The 15308-nt window shown below is 42.2% G+C and carries 13 protein-coding genes and 1 pseudogene; 9 read left to right on the top strand and 5 right to left on the bottom strand.

Features of this window, described 5'->3' with window-relative positions; genetic code table 11:
* The 6 genes from JMW85_RS06055 to JMW85_RS06030 all read left to right on the top strand — a co-directional run bounded on the left by JMW85_RS06055 (position 1) and on the right by JMW85_RS06030 (position 6100).
* Positions 1-2049 (top strand): heme lyase CcmF/NrfE family subunit, encoded by a 2049-nt coding sequence (locus JMW85_RS06055; RefSeq protein ID WP_201581197.1) that lies wholly within the window; start codon positions 1-3, stop codon positions 2047-2049.
* Positions 2050-2712, top strand: coding sequence for a DsbE family thiol:disulfide interchange protein (locus tag JMW85_RS06050; RefSeq protein WP_011513682.1), 663 nt, complete (start codon positions 2050-2052; stop codon positions 2710-2712).
* An 83-nt stretch (positions 2713-2795) separates the two neighbouring features.
* Positions 2796-3278, top strand: coding sequence for a cytochrome c-type biogenesis protein (locus tag JMW85_RS06045; protein WP_020443538.1), 483 nt, complete (start codon positions 2796-2798; stop codon positions 3276-3278).
* Positions 3275-4555 carry a c-type cytochrome biogenesis protein CcmI gene (gene ccmI / locus JMW85_RS06040; RefSeq protein WP_101211261.1) on the top strand — a complete coding sequence of 427 codons (1281 nt, stop codon included), beginning with the start codon at positions 3275-3277 and terminating at the stop codon, positions 4553-4555. The genes JMW85_RS06045 and ccmI overlap by 4 nt, the downstream gene beginning before the upstream one ends.
* A 141-nt stretch (positions 4556-4696) precedes the next feature.
* Positions 4697-5404, top strand: a complete 708-nt coding sequence (gene lspA, locus JMW85_RS06035) for a signal peptidase II (protein ID WP_037026031.1) — start codon at positions 4697-4699, stop codon at positions 5402-5404.
* Between the two features lie 333 nt (positions 5405-5737).
* A complete protein-coding gene (locus tag JMW85_RS06030; protein WP_058023733.1) occupies positions 5738-6100 on the top strand; it encodes a DUF3817 domain-containing protein in 363 nt (120 codons plus the stop codon).
* Positions 6101-6744: 644 nt separating this feature from the next.
* On the opposite strand, the gene JMW85_RS06025 is transcribed toward JMW85_RS06030, so the two are convergent.
* Together JMW85_RS06025 and JMW85_RS06020 are read right to left on the bottom strand one after the other, a co-directional pair.
* Entirely contained in the window at positions 6745-7335 is a 591-nt protein-coding gene (locus JMW85_RS06025) for a recombinase family protein (protein WP_025643766.1), read from the bottom strand.
* Positions 7336-7602: 267 nt separating this feature from the next.
* Positions 7603-7677 (bottom strand): annotated as a pseudogene (locus tag JMW85_RS06020) (IS1 family transposase); the annotation flags it as partial.
* A gap of 72 nt (positions 7678-7749) precedes the next feature.
* Between JMW85_RS06020 and JMW85_RS06015 the strand changes: the two are divergent.
* Positions 7750-8586 (top strand): cation transporter, encoded by an 837-nt coding sequence (locus JMW85_RS06015; protein WP_057758797.1) that lies wholly within the window; start codon positions 7750-7752, stop codon positions 8584-8586.
* A gap of 520 nt (positions 8587-9106) precedes the next feature.
* On the opposite strand, the gene cueR is transcribed toward JMW85_RS06015, so the two are convergent.
* On the bottom strand, positions 9107-9499 hold the full coding sequence (gene cueR, locus JMW85_RS06010) for a Cu(I)-responsive transcriptional regulator (protein ID WP_087814389.1): 393 nt from the start codon (positions 9497-9499) through the stop codon (positions 9107-9109).
* 64 nt (positions 9500-9563) lie between these two features.
* Positions 9564-12041, bottom strand: a complete 2478-nt coding sequence (locus JMW85_RS06005) for a heavy metal translocating P-type ATPase (protein WP_109590098.1) — start codon at positions 12039-12041, stop codon at positions 9564-9566.
* Positions 12042-12191: 150 nt separating this feature from the next.
* On the opposite strand from JMW85_RS06005, the gene JMW85_RS06000 reads away from it, so the two are divergent.
* Complete coding sequence (locus JMW85_RS06000; protein ID WP_109590099.1) at positions 12192-12386, top strand: heavy-metal-associated domain-containing protein; 195 nt, start codon at positions 12192-12194, stop codon at positions 12384-12386.
* A 141-nt stretch (positions 12387-12527) separates the two neighbouring features.
* Here the strand turns inward: JMW85_RS06000 and cadR are convergent, their stop codons facing one another.
* Positions 12528-12938: a Cd(II)/Pb(II)-responsive transcriptional regulator gene (gene cadR / locus JMW85_RS05995; RefSeq protein ID WP_276529644.1), complete on the bottom strand. Its 411-nt coding sequence runs from the start codon at positions 12936-12938 to the stop codon at positions 12528-12530.
* Between the two features lie 152 nt (positions 12939-13090).
* On the opposite strand from cadR, the gene JMW85_RS05990 reads away from it, so the two are divergent.
* Positions 13091-15244 carry a heavy metal translocating P-type ATPase gene (locus JMW85_RS05990; protein ID WP_109590101.1) on the top strand — a complete coding sequence of 718 codons (2154 nt, stop codon included), beginning with the start codon at positions 13091-13093 and terminating at the stop codon, positions 15242-15244.
* The last annotated feature ends 64 nt before the right edge of the window (positions 15245-15308 follow it).

The following is a 15308-nucleotide window of genomic DNA, read 5'->3' as shown; positions in this document are numbered from 1 at the left end:
ATGTTGATTACAGAATTGGGCTATTTTGCCTTGCTTACCGCTTTTGTATTGGCGTTATTGCAGGTAATTCTGCCAACTATTGGTGTTATTCGTAACCAAGTTGCTTGGCAACGACTAGCCCCTAGCTTAGCTTGGGCACAGTTTGCCGCCATGATAACGTCATTTGGCGCTTTGATAGCAGGTTTTTATTATAATGATTTTAGCCTCAGTTACGTCGCGCAGCATTCCAATACGCTGTTGCCTTGGTACTATAAGTTATCGGCGACATGGGGCGGACACGAGGGCTCTTTGCTGCTATGGATGACCATCATGGCCACATGGTGTGCACTGGTATCATACTTTAGTCGCGGCTTGCCGTTATCAATGCGTGCGCGGGTATTAGTTATTTTGGCCGGTGTACAGTTAATGATGCTAACAATGCTGATATTTACCTCGTCACCGTTTGAGCGTACCTTACCCAATCTAGCGGTCGATGGCGCTGATTTAAATCCTGTCCTACAAGATTTCGGTCTGATTATTCATCCGCCCATGTTATATATGGGCTATGTGGGTATGGTAGTGCCTTTTGCATTTTGTATGGCGGCATTGTGGGAAGGGCGTTTAGATGCTGCTTGGACACGCTGGTCACGTCCATGGGCGCTGGCGGCTTGGGGATTTTTGACCATTGGTATTGCACTGGGCTCGTGGTGGGCCTACTACGAGCTTGGCTGGGGCGGTTGGTGGTTTTGGGATCCGGTAGAGAACGCCTCGTTTATGCCTTGGCTTGTCGGCTTAGCATTGCTGCATTCATTAGCAGTCACTGAAAAGCGCGGGGTGTTTAAAGCATGGACCATCATGCTGGCTATTTTCGCCTTTGCCTTAAGCTTGCTTGGCACGTTCCTGGTACGCTCCGGAGTCCTTACCTCAGTGCATTCGTTTGCCGCTGATCCGACGCGTGGTTTGGTCATCTTAGCTATTCTTGGCATTATCATCGGTAGTGGTCTATTAATGTTTGCCGTTCGCGGTTGGCGTTTGACGGTTGAGAGTCAGTATCAGCTGGTTTCGCGCGAGTCTTTCTTAGTCATTAATAACGCTATTATCTTGATTGCAACGCTCGTGGTATTGCTCGGTACACTTTATCCTATTATCGCTGATGCCTTTAGTCTCGGTCAGGTATCTGTAGGGCCTCCATACTTCAATGCGCTGTTTGTGCCTTTGACATGGCTGTTGTTAATCGCTATGGGTATGGGCTCTAATATTCGCTGGAAACAAGATAAGCGTCCGTTACTAGGGGTGGGTATCGCCATTGCCGCTAGTAGTATCGTATTGGCTGCTATTATCGCCTACTTTACCAGTCCATCTGCTATGTTCAATATTGGCGTGACTTTAGCGGTGAGCTTTTGGGTACTGCTATGGATGATCGTTGACTTTAGAGACAAAACCAAGAACGCCCCTAATTTCTTTAAAGGTCTGCGTCAGCTGCGTCTTAGCTATTGGGGTCAACAGACTGCTCATATTGGCGTATTGGTTGCTGTCATTGGCATAGCCTTTACTAGTAGCCTGAGTATTGAGCGTGACGTAGCAATGGGTATTGGCGATACAGTCAATGTTCAAGGTTACGATTTTGAAGTAACTGAATTTTTTGAAATAAAGGGTAGTAACTTTGATGCAACGCAAGCGCAAGTGGTGGTATCCAAAGACGGTCGTGAAGTGGCGAAACTGACTCCAGAAAAGCGTACTTATATTATCAGCACGATGCCAACAACTGAAGCTGCTATTGACCCCAGTCTTATGCGCGATGTTTATGTCGCACTGGGCGAACCTATTGCCGATGGTAGTAACCAATGGGCATTAAGGATTTATGTAAAACCATTAATTCGCTGGATTTGGTTAGGGGCAATTATCATGGCTCTAGGTGGATTAATTAGCATGCTTGATAAACGATACCGCATCAAAAAAGTTAAAGCTCCATTGCTAGTTACTGGTGATCTGGCTACTGATGGAGTCAATGAGGTAGCTATTGAACAGGCAATCTCAGCATCGACGATGTCGACACTAAAGGAGAAATAAATGACTATGTCGAATAATACTCCTGAGCAAAAAGATAGCCAAAACAGTAAGCAGCGTAACCCAAAGACAATGAAAAAAAAGCAGACGAAGCTATGGTTCTTAATTCCGCTTATCCTCTTTTTTGGTTTGGTAGTTATATTGTACATGCGCTTAGGTAAACCAACAGACATTGTGACCAATACCGCTCTTGAGCGTCCGGTTCCTACCTTTGAGCTGCCGTTATTAGCAGATACTACCCGTACTATCACCAATGATAATTTGCCGGATAAGCCGTTTTTACTTAATGTTTGGGGCTCATGGTGCCCAACTTGCGTTATTGAGCATCCGTTTTTAATGCAACTAGAAGAGCGCGGCGTTGATATCGTTGGTGTGAATTATAAGGATGAGATTGGTAATGCGCTCAGTTACTTAAACCGAGGCGGTGATCCATTTTCTATGTCTATTCAGGATTCATTGGGTCAGTTTGCTCTAGACTTAGGCATAACTGGTGCGCCCGAAACCTTTGTTGTGGATGGAGATGGCATCATTCGTCAGCATATTGTTGGTGAGATTAATGAAGCCAATTGGCAACAGCGTGTTAAGCCGTGCCTGACAGTACTTAATAAGGCTAATAAGAACAACGATAGTCCTGATCTCATTCAGGTTGAGGAGATGTGCAAATGAACGTTACTCGAATAAGAGCTCCTCAACTAAAACCCAATATAGTTTTAAAACTAGCAAGCTTAATACTAGCGTGTCTGCTTAACATGACGGCAAACGCAGCTATTGACGTATACGATTTTGACTCACCACAGCAAGAAGCTCAGTATCGTGGATTAATAGAAGAGTTTCGCTGCCCAAAATGCCAAAATCAAAACCTTGCAGCCTCTGATGCACCGATTGCACAGGATCTAAAGCAAAAAGTCTATGATTTAATTAAAGATAGACGTAGTGATGCTGAAATACGCGTCTATATGCAAGAGCGCTACGGTGACTTTATTAGCTACAAGCCGCCTATGCGACCATCAACATGGATCCTATGGTTTTTTCCACCACTATTATTGCTCGTCTTAATTATTGGTTGGTTTTGGCAAAGTAAGCGTCGCCAAGTTGTTGCCCGTGGTCAAAGCGGCGTCACAGTGAACAGTACTGCTGCCTTGACCTCTACGGAAAAGGCTGAGCTTGATCGTCTATTATCGCAAGCTGAGAGTGTCGACCACGACATTACTAGCCTAGAGGACAAAAAATGACTCTATTTTCTACTTTTGGCTTATTTGTAACTCTAAGCTTGCTGATTGCCCTTATATTTGCGCTGATTGCTATTATGCCATGGCTACGAGCACCGCGTTTGCAGTCCAAACCAATAGACAATCAACTGCTAGATATTAATGTTGCAGTATTTCGCGAACGTTTAGCTGAGCTACAAACAGATAAAGACAGCGGTACTATTAATAATAGCCATTATCAAAATCAAAAGCTGGAACTGGAGCGTCAGCTATTAGATGCGCAGCGTCAGATAACACCTATGGTCACCCCTGATGTCAAAAGCCGTTTAATTGTCGCAGCTTGGATCCCAATATTGGCTGCAATGGCGTATTTACTAATAGGCAATCGTACGCCCGTGTTTGATTTGTGGACAGCTGAGGACAAAGTAGGACAAGTGGCTGACGACCTATTGACAGCTAAAATTGACAAGCCGCCATCATGGGCGTTTGAAGATGGTCGTCAACTGATTAGCGCCATGCAAACCAATGTTCATCGTAATGCTGATGATCCTAATCGCTGGATGCGCCTATCCGAGCTTTTCTTATCTATGGAGGCAACTGATTCTGCGCTGGAAGCCTTATCTCGTGCCTATCGTTTAGCTCCTGAAAATGAAGAAATCGCCACCACTTATGCTCAGACTAGCTTTTTCGTTAATGAAGGTCAGTTAGACGCCAATATTCGCCGTGTATTACAAGCTATATTAGCTAAGAATCCACAGCATGAACGGGCTCAAATGCTCATGGCAATGGGTGAGACTCGTAGTAGTAACTTTGCCCAAGCGCAAGGTTGGATTAAACGCTTACAAGGCAGCATTGTGGCCAAACCAGGTGATCATACTAAAGCTTTAGCAAGCTTAGATGAGTTAAGCAACTACGTTAGCACGCAAGAAAAGCAAGCGCTAGAAGGTATTGACGTGACAGTGAAAATTAACGCTAATTTATTACCGTTAGTGAAAGCTGATGATGTGTTGTTTGTAGCGATACGTGATGTGAAAGGGGGCCCTCCGTTTGCCGCCAAACGTTTACCCATTAGTATTATCAAGCAAGGTGAGGCTAGTATCCGCTTAAGCAATCTTGATGCGATGATGCCAGATCGCACGTTAAATTCAGCTCGTAGTGACAAAACTCAGTTAGCAGTCGTTGCTCGTATTAGTCATAGCGGTAATGCCATAGCAGAGTCAGGCGACTTATCGGGTAATCCTATAGTGATTAGCGCTGAACAGACTCAGGTTAATGTTGAAATCAATCAACAGATTCCCTAATAAAAAATTATTACCGTAAGTTTCATAACACCAGAGCGGTAAGTGGAGCCGTTTATAAAAGTGGCGCGATTAATAGTCGTATACCAAAAACATATACGTTTAACATTGTTCATTGTATAAACACAGATAAAGAAAACAACTATGACTGAATCTACCGACAGATTAGATAGTACTAAATTGAATAGCGTTGAATCGGCTAGTACTAATATTGCTGACAATAAAGTACCTATAGCTGTGAGTAGTACTCATCAATCGATTGACTCTAAAACCATGAATCATACGCCTAAAGCTATGTACGTGACTTCAGGCAACTCGATAACACCTAAAGGTAAGTTGGATAAAATGCCAAAAATGGTTGCCAATGGCAGTCGCGCTTTTATCTGGTATTTGTTGGCGATAATGGTGTTAATACTTGATCAATGGACTAAGTGGTTGGCCCAAACCAAATTAGCGTTCAATGACCCCGTACCGGTCATTGAACCATTTCTCAACTGGACACTCGCTTATAACTATGGGGCAGCATTTAGCTTTTTAGCCGACGCTGGCGGTTGGCAGAAATGGTTTTTCTCAGGCTTAGCTTTTGTAATGGCTATCTTTTTAACGATTTATTTAATCAAAGCGCCACGTACAGCCAAGCTATTGTCTATGGGGTTGGCCTTAGTGCTTGGCGGTGCGATTGGCAACTTAATCGATCGTTTAAGAATTGGCAAAGTGGTTGACTTTATCCATGTGCATTATGCTGATGTCTGGAATTATCCTATTTTCAATGTTGCAGATATAGGTGTCTGTGTCGGTGTAGCGTTGATTATAATTGATATGATATTTTTGGAAAGTAAGCGTAATGAATAAACAAGTGAATATTGATCAGTACAAATAAAAAGAACTAGCGTCATAGCTGCTCTATACGGAAAGATACTTTTTATACTCAAGTGTGTTTATAAAAATGCGAACTGGAAGGTGATATATGATTAATACAAATACTCTCTCATTCTATATCCCAAAACCCAATGCATAATTGTATGCGAGTGAACGCAGGATGATTTTGAAGTGGCTAGACGAAGGCGTGACGTGCTAAGTGGTAGATGACAAAAACCAGTACTTCAAAGCTCTGGACAGGGCCATTATTATAAAGACATTGAATACCGCCTAAATTATTTATTGAAATAACAAAAGGATAATATAGTGTCACATGCTCAGCTAACTATCAAACAAATACATAATCTTAGAAAAAAACAAAGTGCCGCATTAAAAAGCCTTACCATTATAGGCTACCTAGAAGGCACCTCTTTCTTATTATTGCTCTGTATCGCCATGCCACTAAAATATATGCTGGACATTCCAGAAGGTGTGAAATACATCGGTATGGCACACGGTATATTGTTTATTACCTATATCATAATACTTATAGGCTCAGCTATCAAAATGAAAATGCCTCTTTGGGCAATACCTGCGGGCGTACTCGGCTCACTCTTACCTTTTGGCCCGTTTATATTCGATCATTTACTAAAAAAGAATTTACAGGAAAGTGTAAGTAAAGAAGCCTAGAACAAGCCCTGCTGCAAATGCTACAAACGTACCTTATTACTCAAGATTATTTTTCCTAACTAAATCACAAGCCGCCATCACTCATCATGGCGACAAATGAATAACATTGAGCAGAAATTAATCACAATAAAATTTTAATTCAGACCCAGTATGAATAATCTAACACTCTAGTCACTTTTCGAACTTATCTTACATACTATCGACAAACCCGTATTGTTTAAAAGCTAAACAGGTTTTGTCATCCGCGATGGATTTCCTATTATCCTAGGGTATACCCTAGCGGAACCGACTTAAAAGCCCCAAAACCCTATTAACAGACCACTCAAAACAGACTGCTATAATGGAACCACTTATATGTGCTAAAAATGAGCTTATAGCATTTGCTCAAAGCATGGGCATAAAGTCGCTGCATTCGATATATAAAATAAATCAGTTGCAACGCTAGTACGTACAAAGTTGATACAGCTGATTACTATCATAGCTAAAAAGGCAAAGTGATACTCAAATACTCAAATACTCAAATACTCAAATACAGGGTTTTTTTGAATCAAGATACATGATTAAAATCTATCAACTTAATGATTATATATTTGATAGCATCGCGTCTATAGAAACGTAAATTAATGTTTAAAATACTTCAGCTATTAACCCTGTTTTAAGACACGATAAACCGTAGCTACCCCAACACCAACCGCCTTAGCGATTTCCTCTTTTGTCATATTATTTTGACTGTCTAATTCTCTAATACGATTGTGTTTTGCTAGATTTGCTTTCTTACCAGTAGGTTTATATCCACTGTTTGCTAATCCCTGCTTGATACGTTCTCTACGCTTATCGTTATCAAGCTTTGCCATCGTTGCTAATAAGTCGATCAGCATATTGTTAATTACCCTAAGGATGTCGCCTGTCATACCCTCGCTAACCGTATGTGTAGTTGGTAGATCAGCCACTACCAATCGCAAACCTTTATCTTTGATGCGCTGCTTTAAGATAGCAAAATCATCCTGAGACAATCTACTCAATCTATCTACACTCTCAACAAGCAATATATCGCCTTGCTCAGCATCATTGAGTAACTTAGTGAGTGCTGGTCTATCTAACTTTGTACCACTGAAATGCTCTACGTACTCAACATGGTTATCATCATAGCTTTGGCTAAAGCTAATCAAGTCAGACAATGCTCTGGTCGCGTCTTGATCCTTAGTGCTGGCTCTCACATAAATACGAACAGTCATAACGCCACCTCTATTATTTAGACTTAATAATTAATGTTCATTGATAATAGCAAGATATTACTATCATTTAATAACATAAAAAAGTCTAATGATAGATAGGTTATCATTTAAAGGTTTTATGTTTTAGGTATAGGCTAATGATAGGGCAAAAGCGCGGCGACCAGTCCCATAATTCAAAAGCCTGTTATAGATAGTTCCATATTAACAGTCTATTTTGAGTAGTCTGTTAATAGGTTTAAAGGGTGAAATAGCTGGTTCCTTTGGGGTATAGCTTTTGAAACCATTTTTCTTTATATTGTCACTTAGACAGGCTGGGCATTTGATGTATAGTGTCATTTGCATTTCACTATTTATCAATTTCTCAGCCTGTTTTTTTTCTACTTTTTGAACCACCACCCGGATATAAATGTAGCTATGAATAAAACAACTTTTAAAATATCGAAGATGGACTGCCCTTCGGAGGAAAACCTAATCCGAATGAAATTAGAGGGCCACTCGAATATTGAACATCTTGAGTTCGACATTCCTAACCGTCAATTAACTGTGTTTCATCATGACAATATAGAAGGGATAGAGACTGCTATTCATGACCTAAAATTAGGAGACACCCTACTCTCGACCGAAACCATTGACCCCTCTGATCCCAACAATAATTTTAAAATTGATGCTGACTCTAGTCACAAAAAAGATGCTGAGCAAAGAAAGCTACTATGGATAGTGCTGGTCATTAACTTTGCTTTCTTTATTATTGAAATGAGCACGGGACTGATTTCTCGTTCGATGGGGTTGGTCGCCGACAGCTTAGATATGTTAGCAGATAGCTTAGTGTACGGAATTAGCTTATTTGCGGTCGGTGGAACGGTCATTAAGAAAAAACGGATTGCTAGAATTGCCGGATATTTTCAAATTACGCTAGCGATTCTTGGTTTTTTAGAAGTACTAAGACGTTTCTTTGGCAATGAGCAGTTACCTGACTTTTCTACCATGATAGTCATATCGATTCTTGCGCTAATTGCAAACTTGATTTGCCTCTATTTACTACAAAAATCGAAAAGCAAAGAAGGAGAAGAAGCCCATATGCAAGCCAGTATGATTTTCACTTCAAACGATGTGATTATCAATTTAGGGGTAATTGTTGCAGGGATTTTGGTTAATTGGTTACACTCTAGTACGCCTGATTTGATTATTGGTAGCATCGTATTTGCTTTAGTTATTCAGGGCGCCTTTAGAATATTGAAGTTGAGTAAGTAGCCAAGCCTAATAACTGAAGCAAATAGCTCAAGTAAGTAGCTTAATTAAACCGCTAAGTGTAAAGTAACTGGGTTTGAAGCAAATAAACATCATAAGGATATGAGACCTCAAGCAATGATTGAACAAACTTTAAATCTAGTCACCACCAAAGACCATCAGCAAGTTGCCGTTTGGCGAATAATAGATGATGAAGTCTTTGATAAGAATCTGGGAGACCTTCCTAAATTTTGTGTAAGTATTTAATCTAAACGTCAGTTACACAGAATCTGGGATGGTCTCGACGATATGTATCCTCACTAGCGCACCGATCATAGATAGAATATCTATGGTAAGTACATCATGAAGTACACTGTGGCTATCTCAGCAAGTTGAAACCTTAATACCATTAGCTCACAGCCAAAGATTCAAGTCCTCACTAGGAAACCATAGCCTTAATTTTTTCTGAAAGTATTCTTTTAGACACATGTTTTTTTAGACTGAAATATGCATAAAAAACAGATGAGATTACATGTAATTTACTTTATTTATTCTGTTCAAGATCTTTTAGTATGGCACAATCGGCGTTTGCATCACCTGAGCAATGATCAGCTGAAATCTGTAGTGAGCTCACCATATCTTGCAATTGAGCTATTTTTTGGTTCAAAGTTGCGATATGTTGCAGTGTCAATTGTTTAACATCAGCACTCTGCCGATCTGTATTTTTCCGCAAATCAAGCAACTCTTTCATCTGTTTGGACGAAAAACCTAAATCACGAGCCTGTCTTAAAAAGCATAAGTCTTTTATATCTTGTTTAGAATAGATTCGATATCCTGAATTTGAGCGTTTTGCGGCATCAAGTAACCCAATCTGTTCATAATAGCGGATCATTTTGGGAGAGATTCCTGATTGCTCTGACGCTTGACCGATATTCATAACTTTCCTCCTGATATAAAAAGGGTTAAAGCCAAACGGGTACTTTAACCCTATATTAACAGTTCTACGCTTTAATCACGGGCACCTGAAAGTACTTTAAGCGTAAGGCATTACCTAGTACAAAAACAGAGGATAGCGCCATTGCGCCTGCTGCAAAAATAGGTGACAACAAAATTCCAAATGCTGGATATAAAACCCCTGCGGCAATTGGAATTAAAGCAATGTTATAGAAAAATGCCCAAAATAGATTTTGTCGAATATTTTTGATGGTAGCCTGACTTAAAGCAATCGCATTAGGAACCCCTTGTAAACTACCTGACATTAACACTACATCTGCGGCTTCAATTGCCACATCTGTCCCTGTGCCAATTGCCAGTCCGACATCAGCTTGAGCAAGAGCGGGTGCATCATTAATACCATCACCAACAAAAGCCACTCGTCCATATTGTTGTTGCAGTTGACGTATTGCATCTACTTTTCCATCAGGCAACACTTCTGCGATCACTTGATCAATATGTAATTTTGCTGCAATAGCTTGCGCAGTATGCCGATTGTCCCCTGTAATCATTGCTACTTTTAAGCCCAGTTGATGTAAACCTGCAATCGCGGCATAAGTGGTGTCTTTAATGGGATCTGCAACGGCAATAATAGCAACCAATTTCTGATCAATCGCGACATATATGGGGGTTTTAGCTTCTTGTCCTAAGTGCGCGGCTTCGTCTTTAAAGGGAGTAACATCAAGTCCTAATTGCTGCATATAACGATCAGCACCAATATGAACGGCTTGACCTTCAACTCCTGCTTTGATTCCAAATCCCGTCACAGAGTCAAAAGTGGTAATCGGCAATAAGCTAATATTCTGTTGCTCTGCGGCCTGAACAATGGCTAAGGCAATGGGATGTTCAGATTTTGCTTCAACCGATGCCACAATACGCAAGACTTGCTCACGTTCGAACCCTGGTTGGACATAAAAATCTGTTAAGGTTGGTTTGCCTTCAGTCAATGTGCCAGTTTTATCGACAGCAATGACTTTTACTTCCTGTAAAGCTTGTAACGCTTCACCTTTGCGGAATAAGACGCCCATTTCTGCGCCGCGACCTGTACCAACCATTATGGATGTAGGGGTTGCCAATCCCATTGCACAGGGACAAGCAATGATTAGGACGGCAACGGCGTTGACGAGACTAAACGTCAACGCAGGGTCAGGACCAAAGATAAACCAGACTATAAAAGTGAGCATTGCTAAGAGCATGACCATGGGGACAAACCACATAGTGACTTTATCAACCAATGCCTGAATCGGTAATTTAGACCCTTGAGCCTGTTCAACCATGCGAATGATTTGTGCCAATACCGACGATTCTCCGATAGCAGTCACCCGAAAATTTAAGGTTCCATTCTGATTGACTGTTCCTCCGACCACTTGATCACCGACTTGTTTTTTGACAGGAACGGGTTCACCTGTAATCATGGATTCATCAATATAACTTTGACCTTCAATTACTTCACCATCGACTGGAACACGCTCACCGGGACGAATCTCAACAATCGTTTCTGTGGTCACCTCTGCAATCGGTACTTCAGTCACTTGCCCATTGTGGTGAACACGTGCTGTTTTTGCTTGCATACCCACTAGATGTTGAATGGCTTGAGAGGTACGCCCTTTGGCTTTTGCCTCGAAATAACGCCCTAATAAAATTAAGCTCACAATCACAGCCGCCGCTTCGTAATACACATTCACAGTACCCTCAGGTAGAACTTGTGGAATAAATGTTGCGACTAGCGAAAAACTATAAGCCGCCAGTGTTCCAACAGCCACCAATGAATTCATATCTGGAGCCAAGCGCCATAATGCTGGAATACCTTTTTGATAAAAACGTCGGCCTGGAAAGATGAGTACCAGCGTGGTCAAAACAAATTGAATCAGCCAGCTTTGTTGCGTGCCGATATTGTCCATGACCCACATATGAAAAGCTGGAATCATATGTGACCCCATTTCTAGAATAAAAACAGGCACGGCTAGAATTAAAGAGATCATCAAATCTCGTTTCAGCTGTTGCTGCTCCGTGGCTTTTTTATCCTGTCGAACACGTGCATTCTGCTCAATCTGCTTAGCCGTGTACCCCGCTTTTTTAACGGCTTGAATCAAATCGCTGCTCTGTACTTGAGCGTTGCCTTGTACCCATGCGCGTTCAGTAGCAAGGTTGACGTTTGCTTGTTGTACGCCTTCAACTTTTTTTAAGGCTTTTTCTACCCGTCCAACGCAGGAAGCACAAGTCATACCTTCTATCGACAGCTCAATCGGCTGAGAGGCCAAGACCTTATAACCGGCTCGTTCTACGGCTTTGGTTGCTGCGATAAGATCTAAAGGTTGAGACGAGGAAATCATGGCGTTTTCAGTCGCAAGATTCACCTCAGCATTTTCAACACCTTCAACTTTTTTTAATGCTTTTTCCACCCGCCCCACACAGGAAGCACAGGTCATACCTTCAATGGGTAATGTTTCATTGTAAAGATAAGACTTACTATTTTCTGAGTTCATAACATCCTCTATCATGTTCAATCTGTTATCAACAGCATAGAGGTTGACATGATGGTAAGGTCAAGCGTGTTTTTTTAAAATATGTTTGACATTACCATCAAGACAAGGCTTAAGCTTAGTGATGAAATAAAACTTATTTGGAGAAAGGCTATGAAACTATGGATTGGAAACATGAAATATGGCGGCTGTGCTCGTGGTGTGACAGCAATTATTCACGATATCGACTCAAACGCCAAGGTTGACATGGATTTAGCAGCCAAAGTGGTCAGTATTGAAACCATCGCAAGTGTTGAGCAGATGACGGCTGCTTTAGCAAAGGCTGGCTTCCCTGCACAAGTGCAATGAGTCAGTCTGATAGACGCGCAGTCTATACGATTAACAGAAAGGATTATGGGCTGAATCATTTTGAATTTATTGACCACGCGCGTTTGGTGATAGGTCTACTTTTACGTATGAAAAGTGGATAATGTTACCAAAATGAATACTTTATTTATGACAGGAGTTATCGGCAAGCGCATGCAATATTCCGCAGGATTCAGCCAGCGCTTCACTTGCGAATTTTTGCCGCAACGCTAGTAGATGTTGCTTTAACTGAACCAATTCTTCCATACGTGTTTCTACCGCATCGATATGCTCATCCAATAGCACATTGACCTCACCGCAGTTTTCCTCAGGTTTATCTCTATACTGAAGCAGGGTTCGTACTTCATCCAAAGTCATATCGAGCGTACGGCAGTGCAGGATAAATTGTAGACGCTCAAAATGCGCCTCATTGTACAAACGATAGTTGCCTTGGCTACGCGCAGGCTCTGGTAATAACATCTCTTTCTCATAATAACGAATGGTTTCGACCGTCGCACCGGTGCGCGTGGCAAGCTCGCCAATTTTGATAAGCATGTGTATCTCCTTAAATAGTATTTTCTATTATCTAAAACAATAAAGTAACTATAAGGTTTGCTGATAAAAAATCAAACCCCTTTATCGTTAAAAGCCTTGACCCTGAAGCTACTATAGGGTTAATAATATCTTCAATAAGAGGATAAATAACTATGCAATATCATATTGAAGGTATGGACTGTGCCAGTTGTGTTGGCAAAATTGAGCGGGCGCTCATACGTATGCCAGGCGTCTCTGGTGTTCAGTTAAACTTTGCGACCCAAAAGCTAGAGCTAATCTTGGCGTCTGATGCAGCGACTGATGTTAAAGATATCGAAAAAACCATTAAGCGTCTCGGGTTCGGTATATCAGCGTTAAATGGTCAACAAGAGAAGAGTAGCACTGATGAAAGTCAATCAGCGATAGAGAATCAGCGCTGGTGGCAAACCATAAAGGGTAAGCAGGTTATTGGTACTGGGATTTTGATGAGTGCCGCATATATGTTGTCCTTAATTTTCCCTGAATATGGCGCATGGGTTTTTATTGCCGCTGTGGCTATCGGAGTCCTACCATTTGCTCGTAAAGCTTTTGCACTGGCGTTAGTAGGTTCGCCTTTTTCAATTGAAATGCTCATGTCTGTTGCGGCTATCGGCGCCCTTATCATTGGAGAGGCAGAAGAAGCTGCCGCCGTGGTATTTTTATTCTCAGTTGGTGAGCTGCTAGAAAGTGTCGCAGCTGATCGTGCGCGCGCTGGCATCAGAGCGTTATCATCGCTAGTGCCAAAGACAGCTATCTTGTTAGACACGCAAGGACAACAACGTCAGGTGGCAGCGACTGCATTACAGATTAACGATAAGGTGCTTGTGCGTCCCGGTGATAGAGTTTCTGCTGATGGGGTGATTATTCAAGGAATATCTAGCCTTGATGAGTCACCTGTGACAGGAGAATCTGTTCCTGTTGCCAAAACCATAGGTGCTGAGGTCTTTGCTGGATCTATCAACGTTGATGGGGTACTACAAATACGCGTAGAAAAGACAGCAGCAGATAATACGATTGCGCGTATTATTGAACTTGTGGAGCAGGCGCAATCGTCCAAAGCACCGACTGCACGCTTTATTGAAACCTTTAGCCGTTACTATACGCCTATCGTGATGGCGATTGCAGCGCTGGTCATTATTATCCCACCTCTACTGATGGGAGCAGAATGGGGAATATGGTTATATCGCGGTTTGGCGCTATTACTGATAGCTTGTCCTTGTGCTCTTGTGCTGTCAACACCTGCCGCTATTGCCTCAGGTTTGGCGGTCGGCACGCGCCATGGACTGCTTATCAAAGGCGGTAATGTCATGGAGTTGGTTGGTCAGGTCAGCACCGTCGCTTTTGATAAAACGGGTACTTTGACTGAAGGAAAACCACGGGTAACCGATGTCATTGATTTTAAAACAGTACATGGCGATGCTGAGGGTCACGATAAACTACTGTCACTGTTTGCGAGTGTCGACTCCGTCTCTAGTCATCCGCTTGCTATCGCTATTGTGGATCATGCCAAAGCCGCTAAGGTAGTCATACCTAGATCCTCCAACGCCTTTGCGACTGCCGGTAAAGCCGTTCATGCAACGGTTGCTGGACGCTCTTTGGCCATCGGCTCACCAGTCTACGTCGCTGAGAAAGTGAGGTTGCCAGCTGAGCAGCAGATTCAAATTGAGATGCTACAAAATGATGGTAAAACGGTTTCTATTTTGTTTGATGAGCACACGAGGGAGGCGCTCGGATTGGTCGCTCTACGTGATGAGTTACGAGAAGATGCACAGCAAGCCATTGCCCAGCTCAATAAAATGAACGTGCGCTCTGTCATGCTCACAGGTGACAATAGCCGTACGGCAAAAGCACTTGCTAGTCAATTAGATATAGAGTGGCAGGCTGAGCTGTTACCTGAAGACAAGCTACGTCTACTCAGCGAGATGCAAAGCAATAGTAAAATAGCGATGATTGGTGATGGTATCAATGATGCACCCGCTTTGGCAGCGGCAGATATTGGCATTGCGATGGGCAGTGGCACGGATGTGGCTATCGAAACGGCTGATATTGCCCTATTAAAAAGCCGCGTGATGGACGTTGCTAACCTTATTGCCTTATCCCGCGCCACCATGAGAAATATCCATCAAAATGTCATATTTGCACTTGGGTTAAAAGGCATATTTCTGATAACCACTGTGCTCGGCGTGACAGGACTTTGGATTGCTGTGCTAGCGGATACTGGTGCTACGGTACTGGTGACGCTGAATGCATTGCGTTTACTGCGTTTTAAAGGAATGTCTTCCCGTTAATGACAGTTAAAGAATAAAACGGTTATGGCTACATCAGTGGCCGTTTTATTACATCCACCTCTTA

Origin of the sequence: Psychrobacter glacincola, assembly GCF_904846075.1 — a bacterium.
In the GTDB taxonomy this organism is placed as follows: Bacteria; Pseudomonadota; Gammaproteobacteria; order Pseudomonadales; family Moraxellaceae; genus Psychrobacter; species Psychrobacter glacincola_C.
The sequence above is the reverse complement of the archived record's forward strand: the minus strand, read 5'-3'. Positions and strand labels throughout refer to the sequence as shown.